Source organism: Pseudomonas fluorescens, from assembly GCF_902497895.1.
Taxonomy (GTDB): domain Bacteria; phylum Pseudomonadota; class Gammaproteobacteria; order Pseudomonadales; family Pseudomonadaceae; genus Aquipseudomonas; species Aquipseudomonas fluorescens_BP.
Genome location: NZ_CABVHQ010000087.1, coordinates 1 through 19,948 on the forward strand (window position 1 = coordinate 1; position 19,948 = coordinate 19,948).

Consider the following 19,948-nt stretch of genomic DNA (forward strand, 5'->3'; position numbering starts at 1 on the left):
TCGCGGATGCACACAAATCCCGCCGGCCGCATACACCCGCGATATCGCGGATGCACACAAATCCCGCCGGCCGCATACACCCGCGATATCGCGGATGCACACAAATCCCGCCGGCCGCATACACCCGCGATATCGCGGATGCACACAAATCCCGCCGGCCGCATACACCCGCGATATCGCGGATGCACACAATCCTGTAGGAGCTGCCGCAGGCTGCGATCTTTTGATCTTCCCAACAGGCGACTCGTTGCCAGAAAAGATCGCAGCCTTCGGCAGCTCCTACGACATCAGGGCTTGGGACTGGCCAATGGAATCCCGGCGGCACTCAAGCGCTTGAGAATCTCGAACAGCAACTCGCTCTTGGTATTGCTGACGATTCTGGGGCTGCTGACATAACCGGTGATGCTCAAGATGATGCCCGCTGGTGTCAGTTGGCTGAATCTGACGGCAGGTGCGGGTTTTTCCAGAATGCTTTCGTGTGCGGTGTAGACCTCCTGCAGCAGGTTCCTGACCTGTTCCGGATCGATATCGAAGGGAAAGGTCAGTTCGAGTGTGACTACCCCTTGCGCACTGCCGCCCATGGTCACGTTGCGCAGGTTCTGGGAAATCAGTTGGGAGTTGGGGACGATCACGATCGAACGATCGCTGAGTTGGATTTCCGTGGCCCTGACGTTGATCCGCCGGATATCGCCTTCGACCCCGCTGATACTCACCAGGTCGCCGACTTTGACCGGCCGCTCGGTGAGCAGGATGATCCCGGAGACGAAATTCTTGACGATCTCCTGCAGGCCAAAACCGATGCCCACCGACAAGGCGCTGACGATCCAGGCGAGACTGTTCCACTTGACGCCAAGGGTAGACAGGCTCAGCAGAACCACCACCACGTAACCCACGTTGCTGAACAAGGTGCTCAGCGAGGCGCGCATGCCTGGGTCCATATCGGTTTTAGGCAAGAACTCTCGGTCCAGCCACCGGCTCAAGGTGCGGATCAGGTAAACCCCGATTGCCAGGGCCAGGACCGCGCTTAACAGCTGCGCCGGAATGATATTCAGTTTGCGCAAGCCTTCGCCACCGAGCACCGCGACGGTACTGTTAGCCAGTTGTCCAAGGGTGCTGCCGACTCCACCGACCAACAATGTAATGATTGCGAGCAACAGCAGCAGTGCCCTGCCCGCGCCCGACAACACGATCGCTGCCTGCTCCAGGCGCACGTCGCCAATGCCCAATAGCTGCTTGAGTGCTTTGCCACTCGGGTTTCGCGGAGAAAAAACGTTTTCGCAGGCATCTTTGTGCAATTGGGTCAGCAGATAGAAACTGGCGACAACGATATAAATCCATACCAGTTCATAGGTCAGGAATCTTGCCAGAGAGGTATAGCCAAGCAACAAGGAGAACAGTGACAGCACCACGACCAGATAGGTACTGGCATAGAGCAGGCCGGCAAAGGTGGTACGGGGTTCAGGCAATTCGCCTGCTGCGGCCAGCGCTTTGCGGACGTGATTGGTCCGCAGCAGCAAAGCGCCGATTATCAGCGCGGTGCCTAGTGCTGCCACGCCACGCGCGGAAGTGATGAGCTGTGTGCTCATGCCGGCCACGTTGCTCATCTGCGTCAGGGCAACAAGCACCAGCAGCAGACTGGCCAATATCCGAGGGAACGGCTTCACGGCCAGGGCGACTGGATCGGGAATGTCTGGCAGGCGCCAGGACGGATGTCGAGTGGATAACAAGGCACGACCCAGACCCGTAATCAGGGCGCAGGTGTAGACCAGCTTTTCCAGTTCGTCAGTGTAGTTCTGCAATAACGGCGTCAATTGATACTGGCGGGTAAGCGCAAAGTAGAGCAGTTGAAACGCACAGCCGGTGGTCAATACGGTGGCCAGGGTCGTGGCAATTGCCAGTGAGCTGCGCCGTAATCGTCCTTCAGGCAAGCGGTGGATGCAGAACCACGTCAGTCCCCGCTGGGCCAACCTGCGCCCCAGGCTCCATACCCCCAGGGCCAGCAACAGCAGCGTGGCGGACACAGTTCGTTGTCCCGGTAGCCACATCGCTTGTACTGCGGCGGTTGCCTGTTCGACGAAAACCTTGAGCCGCTGTTTATCCTCGTCAAGCGGATAAACCAAAGGCGACCAGAACCGGGGGCCCAGGATACTGCCGGTGCGCATCGCCAGTTCGATTTCCATCTGGCTTCGGCGGATGCCGGCGATCTGCATGGTGAGATTGACCGCGTTCTGCTTGATGCCTTCCAGCAACTTCAACTCGTCGTCCAACCGGGATTTTTGACTGCCGAGGTAGGCCCGCTGTTGCACGATATCAGGCTTTTCTATAGTCGTGCTGTCGCTGGGTGGCGGTCCCAATACCCCCAGTTGGGCTTGTAGCTGTGCCTGTTCGGGAAGCAGCAAGACTGTCAGCTCGTTGGCATCGTTGATCAGTTGCTGCACCAGGTCCTGAAGCCCGACCAACTGATTGTAATTGGTGGTGAGCGCGACTTGCTGTTTGAGTGTGTCCAGTCGCACCTGGAGTTTTTGCAGCTCGCTTTGGGGGACGACTGTTATGGCGGTTTGCTCGGAGGGTACGGGTACCGGGGCACTATCGGCCGCTGGAAGCGACGCAGGTGCCATGCCCAGCAGCAGGATGAAGATGGCGCGAACTATTGGCTTCGATGCATTGCACATAGGAGGGCCAGCCCTTGGTTTTACTCGCCTTGTCCCTGGGCCACTTGACGAATCGGTGCAACGAGCAGACAAAACGCCTCGAGTGGTGGCGAGGCGAACCAGGGGGTCACCTTGTTGAACGCGATGGCATGAGTTTAGGCGACGATCGCGAAAAATGTGCGAGGAGCGGTGCGGCGATCCGGGCGCAGCCTGACAGCCGGCCTGTTTTCTGGCACGCGCGATGCCCTTGTAGGAGCTGCCGCAGGCTGCGATCTTTTGATCTTGCCCTTGGGCAATCTCCAGAACCGCCAAAAGATCGCAGGCTTCGCCAGCTCCTACGCCGACCGGGTACACCCACAGCGTCGTGGGTGTCTGCAATCGTTCACTATCAGAAGTTCGCCGGGGTGTTCGCGCTGATGATCTCGGCCTCATCCTGGCCGATATTGCGAAAGCGGTGCGCCAAGGTGGTGGTGTAGGAGCTGCCGCAGGCTGCGATCTTTTGATCTTGCTCCTGGGCTATCTCCAGAACCGCCAAAAGATCGCAGGCTTCGCCAGCTCCTACGCCGACCGGGTACACCCACAGCGTCGTGGGTGTCTGCAATCGCTCACTATCAGAAGTTCGCCGGGGTGTTCGCGCTGATGATCTCGGCCTCATCCTGGCCGATATTGCGAAAGCGGTGCGCCAAGGTGGTGGGGAAGTAGTAGCCGTCGCCGGCATTGAGGATGCTGACTTGTCCGTCGATCGTCAGTTCGACCGTACCCCGGGTCACCAGGCCGCACTCCTCGCCTTCGGCATGGACAATCGGGTCCTCGCCGGAACTCGCTCCGGGTGCGTACTGCTCACGCAGAAAGCGCATCTGCCGGCTCGGCACGACCGCGCCGACGAGCAGCAGGCGCACCCCATGACGGCCCAGATCGGGCTGTTCATTGGCGCGGAATACGTAACGGCCTTCTTGAGGCGGCTGGTCGAAGGTGAAGAAATCCGCCAACGACATGGGAATGCTTTCGAGGAGTTTTTTCAGCGAACTGACTGAAGGGCTGACGCGATTCTGCTCGATCAGCGAGATCGTGGCATTGGTGACGCCGCTACGCCTGGCCAGCTCGCGCTGAGAAAGCTTATAGCTTTCGCGCACTAATTTGAGTCGTGTGCCCGTGTCCATGACAGCCTTATGGGAAAAATACTCAAGGGTATTGGGGAGAGTGGACGACTTTTTTGGAACGATCGCCGCTGCCCTGCCCCGGATACGTGGAAGCCAAGTATTAAATCACGTTTGATCGCACAGCTCAGCAGGTTAGATAAATCGCCGACAAAAAGGCCGGCGGCCAGTGTCCGGCTGGCCGCCGCCAGTAGTTGCGGCTAGATGCCGAACCGGTCACGCAGCGAGTAGTAAGCGGCCCCCATGGCAGTCAATGGCGCCTGGAAGGTCCGGCCGCCGAGCATCGGCATGTGCGGTAGCGAGGCAAACGCGTCGAAGCGCTCGGCGTCCCCACGGATCATTTCCGAGATCAGCTTGCCCGCCAGGTGCGAACAGGTCACGCCATGTCCGCTGTAGCCCTGCATATAGTAGGCGTTCTTTTCAATGCGGCCGAATTGCGGCATGCGCGACATGGTCAGCAGGAAGTTGCCGGTCCAGCGGTAATCGACCTTCACACCTTTGAGTTGCGGGAACGTCTTGAGAATTTTCGGCAGGATCAGTTGCTCGATGTCATCCGGCTCGCGGGCACCGTAGACCACACCGCCGCCATACAGCAGGCGATTATCGGCGGTGAGGCGGAAGTAATCGAGCAGGTAGTTACAGTCTTCGACGCAGTAGTTGTTGGCGATCAGGCTCTTGGCCACTTTCGCTGACAACGGCTCGGTCACGGCGATTTGCGAGCCGCAGGGCATGCTCTTGCGGGTCACCCTGGGGTCCAGATCCTGGTTCAGATAGGCATTGCCGGCAATCAGCAGGTACTTGGCCTTTACCACGCCTTTGGCGGTCCTGACGACAATCGGCTCACCGTAGCTGATATTGACCGCGGCCGACTGCTCGAAGATTTTCCCGCCCAGGGCAATGATCGCGGCCGCCTCGCCCAGTGCCAGGTTCAACGGATGCACGTGCCCGCCCTGCATGTCCAGCAGACCGCCGATGTAGTTGTCCGAACCGACTTCCCGGGCAATGTCCGCGCTATCGAGCATTCGCAGTTGCTGATTGCCGTAACGCTCCCAGGCGCTTTTCTGCTCTTCAAGACCCTTGAGTTGCTTCTTGTTGAGGGCCGCGAAAATCCCCCCGGGACGGTAGTCGCACTTGATATCGTAGTGCTTGATGCGCTGGCGAATGATATCCGCGCCCTCGAAAATCATGCTCCCGAGTATTTGCGCAGTCTTGTCGCCATAGCGCTGTTCGATGACATCGACGTCGCGGCTATAGGAATTGACCAGTTGCCCGCCATTGCGCCCGCTGGCGCCGAAGCCGACTTTGGCGGCTTCCAGTACCGTCACGCTGTAGCCCGCTTCTGCGAGGAACAGCGCCGATGACAAGCCGGTGTAGCCCGCACCGATCACGCAGACATCGCATTCCACCAGTTCTTCAAGAATCGGCAAGTCGCTTGTCGGGTTGCGGGTCGCCGCGTAGTAGCTGTTTACATGAGTTTGCATCATAAAATTCCCCGGTGACCGCAGGCAGACGCCTGCGACCACCGTTGTAAAAGTATTAGAGCTTGATCCAGGTCGCTTTGAGTTCGGTGTATTTGTCGAACGCATGCAGCGACTTGTCCCGGCCGTTACCCGACTGCTTGAACCCGCCGAACGGCGCAGTCATGTCGCCACCGTCGTACTGATTGACCCAGACGCTGCCGGCGCGCAAACCACGGGCAAAGCTGTGGGCCTTGCTCAGGTTGCTGGTCCAGACCCCGGCCGCCAGGCCGAAGATGCTGTCGTTAGCGATCTGCAACGCTTCTTCGACGGTATCGAAGGTGATGAGGGACAACACCGGACCGAAGATCTCTTCCCGGGCAATGGTCATGGCATTGGTCACGCCGTCGAAAATCGCCGGTTCCACGTACAGGCCACCGGTGTCTTCGAGGGTGCGACTGCCGCCAGCGATCAGTTGCGCACCCTGGTCTTTACCGACTTGGATGTAGCGCAGAACCGATTCCAGTTGCCGCTGATCGACGACTGCGCCGACGGTGGTGGCCGGATCGAGGGCGTGCCCCGGTTTCCAGGCTTGCAGCGCTTCCACCAACAACGGAATGAACTGCTCGCGAATCGACCGTTCCACCAGCAAACGCGAACCGGCGGTGCAGACTTCGCCCTGGTTGAAGGCGATGGCACTGGCCGCTGCCTGTGCTGCCGCGCGCAAATCCGGCGCGTCGGCAAACACCACGTTCGGGCTCTTTCCCCCCGCTTCAAGCCAAACGCGTTTCATGTTGCTTTGCCCGGCGTAGATCAGTAGTTGCTTGGCAATCGCCGTCGAGCCGGTGAAGGCCAGGACGTCGACATCCATATGCAACGCCAGGGCCTTGCCGACGGTGTGACCGAATCCCGGCAGAACGTTGAACACCCCTTTCGGGATCCCCGCGTCCAGCGCCAGCTGAGCGATGCGGATCGCCGTCAGCGGCGATTTTTCCGAAGGCTTGAGGATAAACGAGTTACCCGCCGCCAAGGCCGGTGCGAACTTCCAGCTGGCCATGATCAGCGGGAAATTCCACGGCACAATGGCCGCCACCACGCCCGAAGGTTCGCGAGTAATGAGCCCCAACTGATCGTGGGGCGTCGCCGCGACCTCGTCGTAAATCTTGTCGATCGCCTCGGCGCTCCAGCGGATCGCGTTGGCGGTCGCCGGGATGTCGATGCCCATGGAGTCGCTGATGGGCTTGCCCATGTCGAGGGTTTCCAGCAGCGCCAGTTCTTCCTGGTTCGCCAGAATCAGGTCAGCGAAGCGAATCAGGATGCGCTTGCGCGCAGCCGGAGCCAGTCTGGCCCAGACGCCGGATTCGAATGCCCGGCGCGCGACGACCACCGCCGCATTCGCGTCGGCTTCATCGGTGCTGGCGACGTTCGCCAGAAAACGACCGTCCACCGGGCTCATGCATTCAAAGGTGTCGCCGCTGAGTGCCGAGCAGTATTGGCCGTCAATGAATGCCCGGCCTTCTATTGATAAGGACTGAAAGCGTTGCTCCCAGTCGCTGCGAGTGTTTGCCATGGTTGTGACTCAACGCAGAGGAATAAGTGATCGTCAGGCTGATGCCCGTGTAGGAGCTGCCGGAGGTTGCGATCTTTTGACCTTGGTTTTTGACGTCCATGAAGCCACCGAAGATCAAGATCAAAAGATCGCAGCCTTCGGCAGCTCCTACAGGGTTATTCACCCGCCATCAAAGATATGTCGCCCCAATTGACTGGTATTAGCCAATCAGACCGTGTGCAGGTACCAGTTGTACTCAAGGTCCGAGATGGAGTTCTCGAACTCGGCCAGCTCGCTTTCCTTGCACGCCACGAACACGTCGATGTACATCGGGTCGATGTAACGCGCCATGACTTCGCTGTCGTCCAGCTCACGCAATGCATCGCGCAAGTTGTTCGGCAGGCTCTGCTCGTTCTGTTCGTAGCTGTTGCCTTCCACCGGCGCGCCGGGCTCGATTTCGTTAATCAGACCGTGGTGAATACCAGCCAGTACCGACGCCATCAGCAGGTACGGGTTGGCATCGGCGCCGGCAACCCGGTGTTCGATGCGCACGGAGTCCGACGAACCGGTTGGCACGCGGACCGCGACGGTACGGTTGTCGATGCCCCAGCTCGGCGAGTTCGGCACGTAGAATTGTGCGCCGAAACGCCGGTAGGAGTTGACGTTCGGGCAGAGGAAGGCCATTTGCGCCGGCAGGGTCTCGAGCACACCGCCGATTGCATGACGCAGTGCGGCGTTCTGCTCGGGATCCTCACTGGCAAAGATGTTGTTGCCTTCTTTATCAAGGATCGAGATGTGCACGTGCAGACCATTGCCGGCCTGGCCTGGATAAGGCTTGGCCATGAAGGTGGTGTCCATCTCATGATCATAGGCAATGTTTTTGACCAGGCGCTTGAGCAACACCGCGTAGTCGCAGGCCTTGATCGGGTCCGAGACGTGATGCAGGTTGACTTCGAACTGCGCCGGGGCGCTTTCCTTGACAATCGCATCGGCCGGAATGCCCTGCTCTTTCGCGCCTTCAAGGATGTCTTGCAGGCAATCGATGTATTCGTCCAGGTCGTCGATCAGGTACACCTGGGTCGACATCGGACGTTTGCCGGACACCGGCGAGCGTGGCGATTGCGGACGACCGTTCACGTTGTCCTGGTCGATCAGATAGAACTCCAGCTCGAACGCGGCGCAAATGGTCAGGCCCATGTCATCGAACTTGCTCACCACCTGACGCAGCACTTCGCGAGGGTCAGCGAAGAACGGCTGGCCTTCGAGTTCGTGCATGGTCATTAACAGTTGCGCGGTCGGGCGCTTCTGCCAGGGTTCGATGCACAGGGTATTGGGGATCGGATAGCAGATTCGATCCGAGTCGCCGATGTCCAGACCCAGGCCGGTGCTTTCCACCGTGGAGCCGTTGATGTCCAGAGCAAACAGTGACGCCGGAAGGTTTATGCCTTTTTCGTAGACCTTATGAAGACTGGTGCGCTCGATGCGCTTGCCGCGCACCACACCGTTCATATCCGCAATCAGAAGGTCGACGTACAAAACCTCAGGATATTTCTTAAGGAATGCGTTTGCTTCGTTGAGTTGAACGGTACGCAGAGGGACCGACATGATGCACCTATTAGCTGTTAATTATTATGTTCACTACCCTTTCACGAGCTCAGTCAATCCGAAAGGCAAAGTGAAGTCAATAGCGAACACTTGACCTTTAAACCTTTATTTTCTGGCCTTTTTTGGGCACGAGAGTGCCAAATTAGCCTTGCCCACTGCGTAAATCCTGAAGATCAGACGCGCGGCGTTTAGAATTTTTTACATGAGAGTTGTTAATTAAAATCAACAAGGCTAAGCTCCGGAAAAGCTCGTTCAAGTGTGAAACTTCGAGGTGATAAAAATGGCATTCAAGCCATTGATCGGCGTTACTGCGTGCGTCAAACAGATTGGCCTGCACCCCTACCACGTCAGCGGCGACAAGTACTTGCGTGCTGTCAGCGTCGCGGCTTTGGGGCTGCCGGTAGTCATTCCTTCCCTGGCGGAACTGACCGAAATAGATGAGCTGCTTGAGCATCTTGACGGCCTGCTGCTGACCGGCTCACCGTCCAATGTGGAACCGTTCCACTATCAAGGGCCCGACAGCGCCCCAGGCACGGAACACGATCCGCAACGGGACGGCACCACCCTTCCCCTGTTACGTGCAGCGATCGCCGCTGGCGTTCCGGTGCTCGGCATCTGCCGGGGCTTTCAGGAAATGAACGTGGCGTTCGGTGGCAGCCTGCATCAAAAGGTCCACGAACTCCCCGGATTCCTCGATCATCGCGAAGCGGATCATCCGCAGCTGGCCGTGCAATACGCCCCGGCCCATGCGGTCAGCGTGCAACCGGGTGGCATGTTCCAAGGGCTGGATCTGCCTCGGGTGTTCCAGGTCAACTCGATTCACAGCCAAGGCATCGACAGACTCGCTCCCGGCCTGCGCGCCGAAGCCATCGCACCGGATGGCCTGATCGAGGCGATCTCCGTCGAGCACAGCAAGGCTTTCGCCGTCGGCGTGCAATGGCACCCGGAATGGCAGGTCCTGTCGAACCCTCCTTACTTGAGTATTTTCCAGGCGTTTGGCGACGCGTGCCGGCAACGGGCGGCGCTTCGTTATGCGCGCTGACTGACGACCTCAAACACCACTCAACGATTTACTCCCCCCGTGAGCCAGGCGGGTGCGCCTTTGCGCGCCGGTCTCTCACGATGACAACAAACGCGATAGCAGTTTTTCGACAGCACTTTCGATAGCAGTTTCGATAACAACAAGCAGCACCAGGCAGCCAGGACGGCGGCGCCGAACAAGCCCGCACGGTGCGGGCTGGAATCACTCTATTAAGTCAGGCCGTATTGGCCCGACTCCTCACACCTGTTGGGAGTTTCACATGGCAAACGCCTCCAGCACTTACCGGAAGGCTCTTGAAGGCAACCCGCACCCGAAGAAGGTGTTGGTTAAAGTCGACCGGGTCACCAAGAAATTCGACGAGACCATCGCCGTGGACGATGTGTCCCTGGAAATCCATCAGGGTGAAATTTTCGCCATGCTCGGTGGCTCCGGCTCAGGCAAGTCGACACTGCTGCGCATGCTGGCAGGCTTCGAGCGTCCGACCGAAGGACGAATCTACCTCGATGGCGTCGACATCACCGACATGCCGCCCTACGAGCGGCCGATCAACATGATGTTCCAGTCCTACGCGCTGTTCCCGCACATGACCGTGGCGCAGAACATTGCCTTTGGTCTCAAGCAGGACCGGTTGCCGGCCAGCGAGATTGAAGCCCGGGTCGAAGAAATGCTCAGGCTGGTGCATATGACCCAGTACGCCAAACGCAAGCCCCATCAACTGTCGGGTGGTCAGCGGCAACGGGTGGCGCTGGCGCGTTCCCTGGCCAAGCGGCCGAAGCTGCTTCTGCTCGACGAGCCCATGGGCGCGCTGGACAAAAAGCTGCGCTCGCAGATGCAGCTTGAACTGGTGGAGATCATCGAACGGGTCGGCGTGACCTGCGTGATGGTGACCCACGACCAGGAAGAGGCCATGACCATGGCCCAGCGCATCGCCATCATGCACCTGGGCTGGATTGCCCAGATCGGCAGCCCGGTCGATATCTATGAAGCACCGGTCAGCCGCATGGTCTGCGAGTTCATCGGCAACGTGAATGCCTTCGACGGCACCGTGACCGAAGACCAGGAAGGCCATGCGGTCATTCATAGCCCGGACCTTGAGCAGAAGATTTATGTCGGTCATGGCGTCAGTACTTCGGTCGAAGACAAGTCCGTCACCTACGCCATTCGCCCGGAGAAATTGCTGGTCACCACCCTCAAGCCCGACTCGCGCTACAACTGGTCCCAGGGCAAGGTGCATGACATCGCCTACCTGGGTGGGCACTCGGTGTTTTACGTGGAGCTGCCGGGCGGCAAGATCGTTCAGTCGTTCATGGCCAACGCCGAACGCCGCGGCGCACGCCCGACCTGGGATGACCAGGTGTACGTGTGGTGGGAAGACGACAGCGGCGTGGTACTGCGTGCATGATCACTATTAATAAGCGGATTCAACGACTGATCCCCAGTGGCCGCAAAGTGGTCATCGGGATTCCATTCCTCTGGCTGTGCCTGTTCTTCATGCTGCCGTTTTTCCTGGTGATGAAGATCAGCTTCTCGGAAGCGGCCCTGGCCATTCCTCCCTACTCGCAGATCTACAGCTTCGCCGAGCAGAAGTTCCAGCTGTTCCTCAACGTCGGCAACTATGCGCTGCTGGCCGCTGATGAGCTTTATATCTCGGCCTACCTCGGCTCGCTGAAAGTGGCTTTTTTCAGCACCCTGATCTGCCTGCTGATCGGCTTCCCGATGGCCTATGCCATCTCCAAGGCCCGCCAGGACGCGCAAACGGTATTACTGCTGTTGATCATGATGCCGACCTGGACCGCGATTCTGATCAGGGTTTATGCCTGGATGGGGATTCTCAGCAATAACGGCCTGCTCAATGCATTCCTGCTCTGGACCGGCCTTATCCAGCACCCGATAGAAATATTGAACACCAATATCGCGGTGTATATCGGCGTCGTATATGCCTACCTGCCGTTCATGGTCCTGCCGCTCTACGCCAACCTGGTCAAGCATGACCAAAGCCTGCTGGAAGCCGCCTCGGACCTGGGCTCCAGCACCTTCAACAACTTCTGGAAAATCACTGTGCCGCTGGCAAAAAACGGCATCGTCGCAGGCTGCATGCTGGTGTTCATTCCAGTGGTCGGTGAGTTCGTCATTCCGGAACTGCTCGGCGGTCCGGAAACCCTGATGATCGGCCGCGTGCTCTGGCAGGAGTTCTTCAACAACCGTGACTGGCCGGTGGCGTCCGCCCTGGCGGTGGTGATGCTGGCGATCCTGATTGTGCCGATCATCCTGTTCAACCGCAGCCAGGCCAAAGAGATGGAGGGACGGGCATGAAACGTTTCGGTTTTGCAAAATTGATGTTGGTACTGGGTCTGTTGTTCATCTACCTGCCGATGCTGATCCTGGTGATCTACTCGTTCAACGCCTCGAAACTGGTGACGGTGTGGGGCGGCTGGTCGGTGAAGTGGTATGTCGGCCTGCTGGACAACTCGCAACTGATGGGCTCGGTGGTGCGTTCCCTGGAAATCGCCTGCTACACCGCGATAGCCGCTGTGGCCCTGGGCACCCTGGCGGCCTTCGTGCTGACCCGGGTGACCCGCTTCAAGGGTCGCACGCTGTTCGGCGGTCTGGTCACCGCGCCACTGGTGATGCCCGAAGTGATTACCGGTCTGTCGCTGTTGCTGCTGTTCGTGGCCATGGCGCAAATGATCGGCTGGCCCCAGGAGCGCGGCATCATCACCATCTGGATCGCCCACACCACCTTCTGTGCGGCTTATGTGGCGGTGGTGGTCTCGGCACGCTTGCGTGAACTGGACCTGTCCATCGAAGAAGCGGCCATGGATCTGGGGGCGCGGCCGCTGAAGGTGTTCTTCCTGATCACCATCCCGATGATCGCACCCTCGCTGGGCGCGGGCGGCATGATGTCCTTCGCCCTTTCGCTGGATGACCTGGTGCTGGCCAGTTTCGTCTCCGGGCCGGGTTCGACCACCCTGCCAATGGAGGTGTTCTCCGCCGTGCGCCTGGGGGTGAAACCGGAGATCAACGCGGTGGCCAGCCTGATACTGCTGGTGGTCTCGTTTGTCACCTTCCTGGTCTGGTATTTCAGCCGCAAGGCCGAAGCCAACCGCAAACGCGCGATCCAGGAAGCCATGGACCAGACCGCGAGCGAATCCTGGAAGCAACCTGAGCGACAGTTGGCAGGTGCGGCTGCCTAGGCGGCCTCACTTCAATCCGCCGCAAGAGGTGATGGCCACCCTCTATGCCGTCCCCGACCTGCCCATCGGTACCCAGCGCTTGATGACCCGCGGCTGGACCCGGGTAAAACTCGGTAAATAGCCGCCTGCGCCCCTGCCGGCGCGACACCCTCTTGCGTTCACGCCGCGACTTACCAACGCGGCAGCAACCTGAACGGCTTCACCTGGCCTCCCTCGGTCAAGGTGATTCCTGGCGCCTTCGGGCGCTTTTTTCTTTAAGCCCGCAAGGTTGAAGGCGAAAGTGAGTCAGATAGACCTGAGCTAATCTACTCAGCGAGTGACTGAGCAAAGATTATTGACTGGTGAACCTTATCCCCGGATACCCGGTCGATACTTGCAACCTAAGCTATGTTTGCCGGTGCCCGCGTCGGCGGTGATCACTGGTTTGCTGCAATTTCTGGAGAATGCCCCGATGATATCGACTCTACACATAGCCAGGCTCAAAGCATGGGGCGCCCATGGGTTTACCGCCACCGGCGTGGTCACCGCCTTCCTGGCGACCATTGCCTTGTTCGAAAACCAGCCCAAGGCCTGCCTGCTGTGGCTGGGGGTGGCGCTGATTGTCGATGGCGTCGACGGCTCGCTGGCGCGCAAGGTCAATGTCCAGACGGTCCTGCCGGGTTTCGATGGATCGGTGCTGGATCTGGTCATCGACTACCTGACCTATGTATTTATCCCTGCCCTGTTCATCTATTGGTATGTCGAACTGCCGGGCTACACGCCGCTGCTGACGGTATCGGTGATCCTGGTCTCTTCGCTGTTCTGCTTCTGCAACGTCAACATGAAGAGCAAGGACAACTACTTCCAGGGCTTCCCCGCCGCCTGGAATGTGGTCGCCCTGTGCCTCTACATCATCTCCCCGACACCCTGGATCACTCTGCTGAGCATTATCGGACTGGCACTATTGACCGTGACCCGGATGAAATTCCTCCACCCCTTCCGCGTCCGCCGGTTCATGCCGATCAACATCGCCGTGACCGCCGTCTGGTTGCTGTGCAGCCTGTCGCTGGTGCTCAACCATCCAGGCAAAGATCCTATGGTAATGGGGCTGTGGCTGGCCATGTCCGCGTATTTCCTCGGCATCTGCATCTGGCGCACTTCGCTGGAGTGGTTCGATAGATTACGCGCAGAATAAAGCGCCGCGGTTGGCGAGGACCGGGTGCCTCGCCAGGTTGACCATCGCTGTCGTCGCCTGGCCCTACAGATGAAGCGCAGACAGTCTCCCAGGCAGGCTTCGCCCCCGTAGGAGCGAGCTTGCTCGCGATGGACGTGAACGATAACGCGTGTTCTCTGAATAAACGCGCCGCACTTGGGTCCATCGCGGCCTCCCTCCTACAAGAGACCTCATTTCCTTAACTGGCATTGGGGCAAGCCAGTACCAACAAGATCAAGATCAAAAGATCGCAGCCTTCGGCAGCTCCTACGGGGGGGAATATGTTCCCTATACAAACAGGCCGGTAGGTCGACTCGCTTTGCTTCTGATCTGCCCGCCCCTTCGGCAGGCAAAATTGGCATTGGCCTCGGTTAACGGAACTTTCACCAACAACGCGGCAAGCTCCCATCGCTTCATCCGAGCAGGCCCCATTCGACTGCTTGCTCGCGCCGCGTAATTTTGTCGGAGAACGGCCAGGGGCGCGTGTGGTAGCGCTCGACTATGTGCGTCGGCATGATCTCGCCCTGCTCGAAGTGGCGGACGACATTCTTTCCTATCACCGAATGGTGATGGGCGAGCCAGATGATCTGCCAGTAACCACTCTGCGGGCAGACTTCACCGCTGTAGCAGTACGGCGCGGATAAATGAGACTGGCTGAACGCTGGCGACCCCGGCAGCGCCCGGCCGGTGGCCGGGTCGAGGACTTTGGCCTTGGCTAGATGACTGATCAGCGCCTCGCTGGGTTTCTGCGGCGGGACATTGGCCAGGCGCGCTTCCAGCCATTGCAGCTTGCCATCCCATGGCGGAAGTTGGGCTGGTGGCAGCGGGAGGATCTCGTTGATCTCGGGGACTTTGGGCTGGGCGTAGGAGTAGTTACTCAGTACTGTGCCAATTTTCTCGTAACGCTCAGCGCGATCGAGGTCCTCCTGTTGGCCGAGGTAATGCAGTTCATTGGAGGGTGGCGGGTTACGAAAGCCTTTTTCCAAAAAGGAAGCCGAAGTTTCGTCACCAGCAGCAACTCCCATCTGAAACGCTTCGAGCGCCTCCTGATATCGCCCATCTTTAAGGTAAACGCCCAGAGCGAGAGCCGCCTCGCCCTGACCCTGCTCGGCAGCACAGCGATACATCTGGAGTGCGATTTTCGGGGCAATGTCGATCGGTTCGAGCTTATCGCCCACATGGTACTGGGCTTGGGCATTGCCCTGATCGGTGGCCTTGCGGTAGTAGCGCAGCGCCATTTCCGGGTCCTGCTGCAACCCAGCTGAGCCCTGCTGCAGGAAGATCCCGACGAAGTAGTAGCCCGTCGCCACACCTGCCTCGATCAGTTGCTGGCTCAGGCGCAAGTGCTCCTCGCCACGCAGCTTGAAATGACCGCGCATGGCGCCGTTCTGCAGATTGATATTGGCCTTGTAATGGCCGTTCTCGCTGGCGATGCGGTACAGCCGCTCAATCTCGATATCAACCGTTTTGTTCTGCTTGAGCTGGTTGTTCTTCTGCAGCCAACGTGCGTATTGGAACAGCACGTCGGCTTCGGCGGTGGCCGCAGGAATTTTCTCGTGTGCGCAGGTGAAAGCCAGCTTGGCGTTGATCTCGGTGAGCGGATCCATGCTGCCAGTGCCACAGCCAACCAACGCAATACTCGACAGACAGACAATGAAAGTCCAATGCTTCACTTGAGCAGGGCCCATTCGACTGCTTGCTCGCGCCGCGTGATTTTGTCGGAGAACGGCCAGGGGCGCGTGTGGTAGCGCTCGACTATGTGCGTCGGCATGATCTCGCCCTGCTCGAAGTGGCGGATGACATTCTTTCCTATCACCGAATGGTGATGGGCGAGCCAGATGATCTGCCAGTAGCCACTCTGCGGGCAGACTTCACCGCTGTAGCAGTACGGCGCGGATAAATGAGACTGGCTGAACGCTGGCGACCCCGGCAGTCCCCGACCAGTGGCCGGGTCGAGGACCTTGGCCTTGGCCAGCTGACTGATCAGCGCCTCGCTGGGTTTCTGCGGCGGGACATTGGCCAGGCGTGCTTCCAGCCATTGCAGCTTGCCGTCCCATGGCGGAAGTTGGGCGGGTGGCAGCGGGAGGATCTCGTTGATCTCGGGGACTTTGGGCTGGGCGTAGGAGTTATTCGCGAGCACCCTCCAGATTTTTTCATAACGTTCGGCGCGCTCTAGGTCTTCCTGCTGGCCGAGGAAATGTAGTTCATCAGTGGATGGCGGCGCGCGAAAGCCCTCTGACAAACGGGAAGCGGCACTCTCATTGCCTGCGGCCACGCCCATTTGTAGGATTTCGATAGCTTCATTGTATTTTTTTTCATCCTTTAGATAGATCGACAACATCACAGCAGCTTTACCATGCCCTTGCTCAGCGGCGCAACTGCGCATCTGCCGGGCAACGCCCGGGGCAATATCGCTCGGTGCCAGTTTGCCCCCCACATAGGCCTGGGCTTCGGCATTACCCTGATCGGCCGCCTTGCGGTAATAGCGCAGCGCCATTTCCGGATCCTGCTGTAGCCCGGCCGAGCCCTGCTGCAAGAAGATCCCGACGAAGTAATAGCCCGTCGCCACACCTGCCTCGATCAGTTGCTGGCTCAGGCGCAGATGCTCGTCGCCACGGAGCTTGAAATGACCACGCATGGCGCCGTTCTGCAGATTGATATTGGCCTTGTAATGGCCGTTCTCGCTGGCGATGCGGTACAGCCGCTCAATCTCGATATCAACGGTTTTGTCTTGTTTGAGCTGGTTGTTCTTCTGCAGCCAGCGGGCGTACTGGAACAGCACATCGGCTTCGGCGGTGGCCGCAGGAATTTTCTCGTGTGCGCAGGTAAAAGCCAGCCTGGCCTTGATCTCGGTGAGCGGATTCACATGGGGGTCCTTCTTCGTATAGGTAAAGGCGCTGCGGCTATCACAGGCGGCCAGAAGTAGGCATGACAGCAGGAGGAACCGACGCATCAGTCGAGATCCTTCAGGGTCGCTTTGCCGTAATAAAATTCGATGAGGGGGGCCCAAGGCACATGCTTGGCTTCTTGGCGCTTGATGTTTTCATCGATGATTTTCTGCCAAGCGTTGAACGCCACGCCCGGATCATCCTGCGCCCCCTTACCCGCCGTATGCAGATTCCACAATCGCCGCCGCAGCGCCTGAGTCACACTCATCCACTCGTGGGCAATATTCAGCTCACTGTCGACCTGCATGCTGCGGGTGTTGATGTTGGCCGAGCCGAGGGTGGTGAAGACGTCGTTGACGATCATCAGCTTGGAGTGGATGTACACCGGCATCCATGGCTTACCCGCCGGTGAGTCGGGGGCGACCAGCGAGCACACGTGGACTTTCAGGCCGGGAATGTCCTTGTCCGGGACAATGGTGCTGTCCTTGATCTCCTGGATTTGCTGATCGAGCTCGGCCTGCCATTGGGCCAGTTCCCTCTGCTCGGGACGGTCGCGGGGCTCGGGGCGGGGCCGAGGTGGCGCGTCTTCTTTCACCTGTTTGATGCGCCGTAATTTCGTTACTTCGGGAATGGTCTCGGCGCGCCCGAGGCTTTCGAGCATGCGCTGGGTATTGACGGTGCCGGCGCCGATGCCGTCGTCGGTGGCATTGGTAATCACGAACAGGTGCAAGGCGCCATGCAGGCCGGGGTCGCGGCCTTTGCGGGTCTGAACGACCGCCGCCTGTTTGATGGCCTCGGCCAGGGGTGGCCAGCGGAAGTACTGGTTTTCGATGTAGATGAACTGGGTCGCGTTGTTGACGGCCTTCAGGTAGAGCTGCTCGATATCGCGCTTGCCCGCTTGCGGCTGGGTGCGCAACAGCTGGGCCAGCTGCGGGGTGCCGCCGGTGCATTGAAGCTGCTGCCCCACTTGCATGGCCTGGCGCGAGGCGAGCAGGTCCTCGCCGGTTTCCTTGTACCAGGCGGTGGCGAAGTTGTGGTGCAGGTGTTCCAGAATCGGCCCGGTGAGCTGGCTGGAAATATCCTGGCGCGGCGTAAAGCCACGCGCGCCGCGATCAGGCTGGGGCAAGGTGTCCGGAGTACGGTTCAGCGCCAAATGGCCGTCGGTGTCCCAGTATTCGTCGAGCATGTTGTGGCCCATGACGAAGCCGACGGCGCGGTCCGGCAGTTCATAGTCGACAAGGACGCTCTTTTGGTGGTGGCTTGGTGACCACCACTGCACGTAACGCGTGCTTCTACTGATTTCCGGGTCGAGACTTTGGTTTTTCACCTGATCGGCAATGGTGTCCCTTTCACCCTTGCTGAAGCCGCGACTGACGAACAGGGGAAAGTGATCGACGCCCCGCTGAGCCGCCTTGTCGCCCGCGACCGCACAGTCGGCAAACCACTGGCGGTCTTCGGCGTATTGCGCCTGGGTGGAGCGCTGCAGCGCCCGATCCTTGATGCGCAGCGTGCCTTTGCCGGGCAGGTTGGCCTCGCCCACCGCGCCTGCGGCATTTAACGGATACTCCCAACCCAGCACGCGAACCTTGACGCCTTCTCGGGCCTTGGCCTTGAGCAGCTCGCCGATGCTCGGGGCCTTGCCGTTGCGGATGAAGTGCATCGACGGCTGGAAGCCCCAGCAGATGATGTCGACGGATTTGGTGGCCCCGGCAATGGCCAGGTGCACGGCCTCGAAGGTTTCTTCGCCGTTGATCAAGGGTTGATAGGTGGCCGCCACCGGATGGTATTCGGTATTGCAGACGAACCAGGGTGAGGTGCAGGTTGCCTGCTGGGTGTGCTGGAGGGCGACCGGCACCACGATGTTGCACTGGGTCATTGGGTTTTTCCTTCCTTGTTGCTGAGTCCTTCCAGCACCGCCTGGTACAAAGCGCGGTGATCCGTGTGCGCCGTGGGCTGGCTGACCTCGGCGTTGGTTTGTGAGGGGTGGTTGTGCAGGCCACGATTGGCCAGGTGCGCCTGCTCGGCATTGCGGTAGTCGGTGGGCAGCGGAATCTGGTAGGTCACGCCGTTGGCCATCTCCAGCCGGTAGCCTCGGGTCACGACCTGGTGCTCAATCAGCAGTTGCCCGGTGTCGTCCAGCACGCCTTGCTTGAGCAGCGCGCCATCGGCATAGAGTGTGTAAGGCATGCCTGCCCAGCCTTTGCCGGGAGCGTTGGGGGCTTGCGGCACATTGAATTGCAGACTTTGTTTGGACAGGCTCTGCGGGTAATCCGGATGCGTGGCCGTCATGCTGGCTGGGCCGCTGTACTCGAAATGTGCGGCCTTGATGGTGTAGTCACCCGCCGTCCCGGATTCGATGCTGTAAGGATCGAGGGTGATGTAACTGCCGCCGGCGTTGAGGGTGATTTTCTTCTTGGCGGTGATGTGGATTTCGTCCTCGGTGCTGGTGATGTCCAGCCCATGCCGGGCCAGCAGTTCCAGACGGTCGTTCTGAGCCTGCACCCTCACCGGCCCCTGGTTGGCGATCAGCTTGATGCCCAGCTTGCGCACGAACAGGCTCAGCCCCTGCCCCACGCCAATGAACAGACGCTTGACCACGCTGAGGTCGGCCTCGCCGCCGGCGTTGAGCATCAGGTTGTGTTGCGCCGCCAGTTGCAGGTGCTGGCCGCTGCTCAGGGCGATGCCCTGGGGGGCGCTGAGCAGCAGGACCGACGACTTGAGCTGCTCCAGGTCTTGCCTGAGCAGGTTCAGTTGCGCCGGCACATCCGCCGGATCGGCCTGGCTCGCCTGGGCATCGACGGAGAGTGTTTGCAGTTGTTCGCCGGCCTGTTGCAAGCGGCCCAAGGCGGCGCTCATGTCGAGCACCAGACCCTGCGCTTTGGGCTGTTCATCGGCACTGATGAACAGGCCCTTTCCGCCCCTTATGGCACCCCAGTCGTCAGTCCGCAGTTCAAACCCTTCACCGCGCTTCTGCTTCTTCGCATCCACCACATGCCCCAGATTCAACTGGCTCTTGCCGCCGTACTCGGTGCTGAGCTTGACGTGCTCCTGGCCGCGGTTGTCCTCCAGGCGCAGTTTGTTGTTGGCCGGGGTGCGCAGCACGTTGCGGGTGTAGTCACGTTTGCCCAGGGTCACGTGATCCGGGTGCTGGCTGTCGTGCAGGGCGTGGGCGATGTAGGGGCGGTCCGGGTCGCCTTGTTCGAAGGCCACCGC

Annotated in this window: 14 protein-coding genes and 2 pseudogenes; 6 read left to right on the forward strand and 10 right to left on the reverse strand. The window is 59.6% G+C overall.

The features are described 5' to 3' along the window. Positions 1-287 precede the first annotated feature (287 nt). From F8N21_RS27375 to F8N21_RS27400, 6 genes and pseudogenes are all read right to left on the reverse strand, one after another. Positions 288-2,672 carry a DUF3772 domain-containing protein gene (locus F8N21_RS27375; RefSeq protein ID WP_150645102.1) on the reverse strand — a complete coding sequence of 795 codons (2,385 nt, stop codon included), beginning with the start codon at positions 2,670-2,672 and terminating at the stop codon, positions 288-290. Positions 2,673-3,039: 367 nt separating this feature from the next. Then, positions 3,040-3,120, reverse strand: a pseudogene (locus F8N21_RS27380) (XRE family transcriptional regulator); the annotation flags it as partial. Between the two features lie 142 nt (positions 3,121-3,262). Beyond that, positions 3,263-3,811 carry a cupin domain-containing protein gene (locus F8N21_RS27385; RefSeq protein WP_150645103.1) on the reverse strand — a complete coding sequence of 183 codons (549 nt, stop codon included), beginning with the start codon at positions 3,809-3,811 and terminating at the stop codon, positions 3,263-3,265. Positions 3,812-4,008: 197 nt separating this feature from the next. Further along, the gene (locus F8N21_RS27390) at positions 4,009-5,292 is read right to left on the reverse strand and encodes an NAD(P)/FAD-dependent oxidoreductase (protein ID WP_150645104.1); all 1,284 of its coding nucleotides are present in this window, start codon (positions 5,290-5,292) and stop codon (positions 4,009-4,011) included. A gap of 52 nt (positions 5,293-5,344) precedes the next feature. Continuing rightward, positions 5,345-6,835, reverse strand: coding sequence for an aldehyde dehydrogenase (locus tag F8N21_RS27395; protein WP_150645105.1), 1,491 nt, complete (start codon positions 6,833-6,835; stop codon positions 5,345-5,347). A 207-nt stretch (positions 6,836-7,042) separates the two neighbouring features. Further along, complete coding sequence (locus F8N21_RS27400) at positions 7,043-8,419, reverse strand: glutamine synthetase family protein (protein WP_150645106.1); 1,377 nt, start codon at positions 8,417-8,419, stop codon at positions 7,043-7,045. 280 nt (positions 8,420-8,699) lie between these two features. On the opposite strand from F8N21_RS27400, the gene F8N21_RS27405 reads away from it, so the two are divergent. The 6 genes and pseudogenes from F8N21_RS27405 (at position 8,700) to pcsA (ending at position 13,829) form a co-directional block, all read left to right on the forward strand. Next, complete coding sequence (locus F8N21_RS27405; RefSeq protein ID WP_150645107.1) at positions 8,700-9,461, forward strand: gamma-glutamyl-gamma-aminobutyrate hydrolase family protein; 762 nt, start codon at positions 8,700-8,702, stop codon at positions 9,459-9,461. Positions 9,462-9,720: 259 nt separating this feature from the next. Beyond that, on the forward strand, positions 9,721-10,863 hold the full coding sequence (gene potA / locus F8N21_RS27410; protein WP_150645108.1) for a polyamine ABC transporter ATP-binding protein: 1,143 nt from the start codon (positions 9,721-9,723) through the stop codon (positions 10,861-10,863). Positions 10,864-10,892: 29 nt separating this feature from the next. After that, positions 10,893-11,774, forward strand: coding sequence for an ABC transporter permease subunit (locus F8N21_RS27415; RefSeq protein WP_191624418.1), 882 nt, complete (start codon positions 10,893-10,895; stop codon positions 11,772-11,774). Further along, positions 11,771-12,655 carry an ABC transporter permease subunit gene (locus F8N21_RS27420; RefSeq protein ID WP_150645110.1) on the forward strand — a complete coding sequence of 295 codons (885 nt, stop codon included), beginning with the start codon at positions 11,771-11,773 and terminating at the stop codon, positions 12,653-12,655. Before F8N21_RS27415 ends, F8N21_RS27420 begins: the two co-directional genes overlap by 4 nt. A 4-nt stretch (positions 12,656-12,659) precedes the next feature. Next, positions 12,660-12,776, forward strand: a pseudogene (locus F8N21_RS31555) (spermidine/putrescine ABC transporter substrate-binding protein PotF); the annotation flags it as partial. A 330-nt stretch (positions 12,777-13,106) separates the two neighbouring features. Next, complete coding sequence (pcsA, locus tag F8N21_RS27425) at positions 13,107-13,829, forward strand: phosphatidylcholine synthase (RefSeq protein ID WP_150645111.1); 723 nt, start codon at positions 13,107-13,109, stop codon at positions 13,827-13,829. A 431-nt stretch (positions 13,830-14,260) separates the two neighbouring features. On the opposite strand, the gene F8N21_RS27430 is transcribed toward pcsA, so the two are convergent. The 4 genes from F8N21_RS27430 to F8N21_RS27445 form a co-directional block, all read right to left on the reverse strand. Further along, positions 14,261-15,454, reverse strand: a complete 1,194-nt coding sequence (locus F8N21_RS27430; protein WP_150645112.1) for a DUF6396 domain-containing protein — start codon at positions 15,452-15,454, stop codon at positions 14,261-14,263. Between the two features lie 62 nt (positions 15,455-15,516). Continuing rightward, positions 15,517-16,800: a DUF6396 domain-containing protein gene (locus F8N21_RS27435; RefSeq protein WP_150645113.1), complete on the reverse strand. Its 1,284-nt coding sequence runs from the start codon at positions 16,798-16,800 to the stop codon at positions 15,517-15,519. Beyond that, entirely contained in the window at positions 16,800-18,611 is a 1,812-nt protein-coding gene (locus F8N21_RS27440; RefSeq protein WP_150645114.1) for a phospholipase D-like domain-containing protein, read from the reverse strand. The genes F8N21_RS27435 and F8N21_RS27440 overlap by 1 nt, the downstream gene beginning before the upstream one ends. Next, positions 18,608-19,948 (reverse strand): DUF2345 domain-containing protein (locus F8N21_RS27445; RefSeq protein WP_150645115.1); only part of this gene is annotated, 1,341 nt, incomplete at its 5' end. The genes F8N21_RS27445 and F8N21_RS27440, both read right to left, overlap by 4 nt.

Coding starts and splice junctions, on each gene's coding strand:
- F8N21_RS27405 (WP_150645107.1), top strand. CDS start 8,700: ATGGCATTCAAGCCATTGATCGGCGTTACTGCGTGCGTCAAACAGATT.
- F8N21_RS27390 (WP_150645104.1), bottom strand. CDS start 5,292: ATGATGCAAACTCATGTAAACAGCTACTACGCGGCGACCCGCAACCCG.
- F8N21_RS27430 (WP_150645112.1), bottom strand. CDS start 15,454: ATGGATCCGCTCACCGAGATCAACGCCAAGCTGGCTTTCACCTGCGCA.
- F8N21_RS27400 (WP_150645106.1), bottom strand. CDS start 8,419: ATGTCGGTCCCTCTGCGTACCGTTCAACTCAACGAAGCAAACGCATTC.
- potA (WP_150645108.1), top strand. CDS start 9,721: ATGGCAAACGCCTCCAGCACTTACCGGAAGGCTCTTGAAGGCAACCCG.
- pcsA (WP_150645111.1), top strand. CDS start 13,107: ATGATATCGACTCTACACATAGCCAGGCTCAAAGCATGGGGCGCCCAT.
- F8N21_RS27385 (WP_150645103.1), bottom strand. CDS start 3,811: ATGGACACGGGCACACGACTCAAATTAGTGCGCGAAAGCTATAAGCTT.
- F8N21_RS27420 (WP_150645110.1), top strand. CDS start 11,771: ATGAAACGTTTCGGTTTTGCAAAATTGATGTTGGTACTGGGTCTGTTG.
- F8N21_RS27435 (WP_150645113.1), bottom strand. CDS start 16,800: ATGCGTCGGTTCCTCCTGCTGTCATGCCTACTTCTGGCCGCCTGTGAT.
- F8N21_RS27395 (WP_150645105.1), bottom strand. CDS start 6,835: ATGGCAAACACTCGCAGCGACTGGGAGCAACGCTTTCAGTCCTTATCA.
- F8N21_RS27440 (WP_150645114.1), bottom strand. CDS start 18,611: ATGACCCAGTGCAACATCGTGGTGCCGGTCGCCCTCCAGCACACCCAG.
- F8N21_RS27375 (WP_150645102.1), bottom strand. CDS start 2,672: ATGTGCAATGCATCGAAGCCAATAGTTCGCGCCATCTTCATCCTGCTG.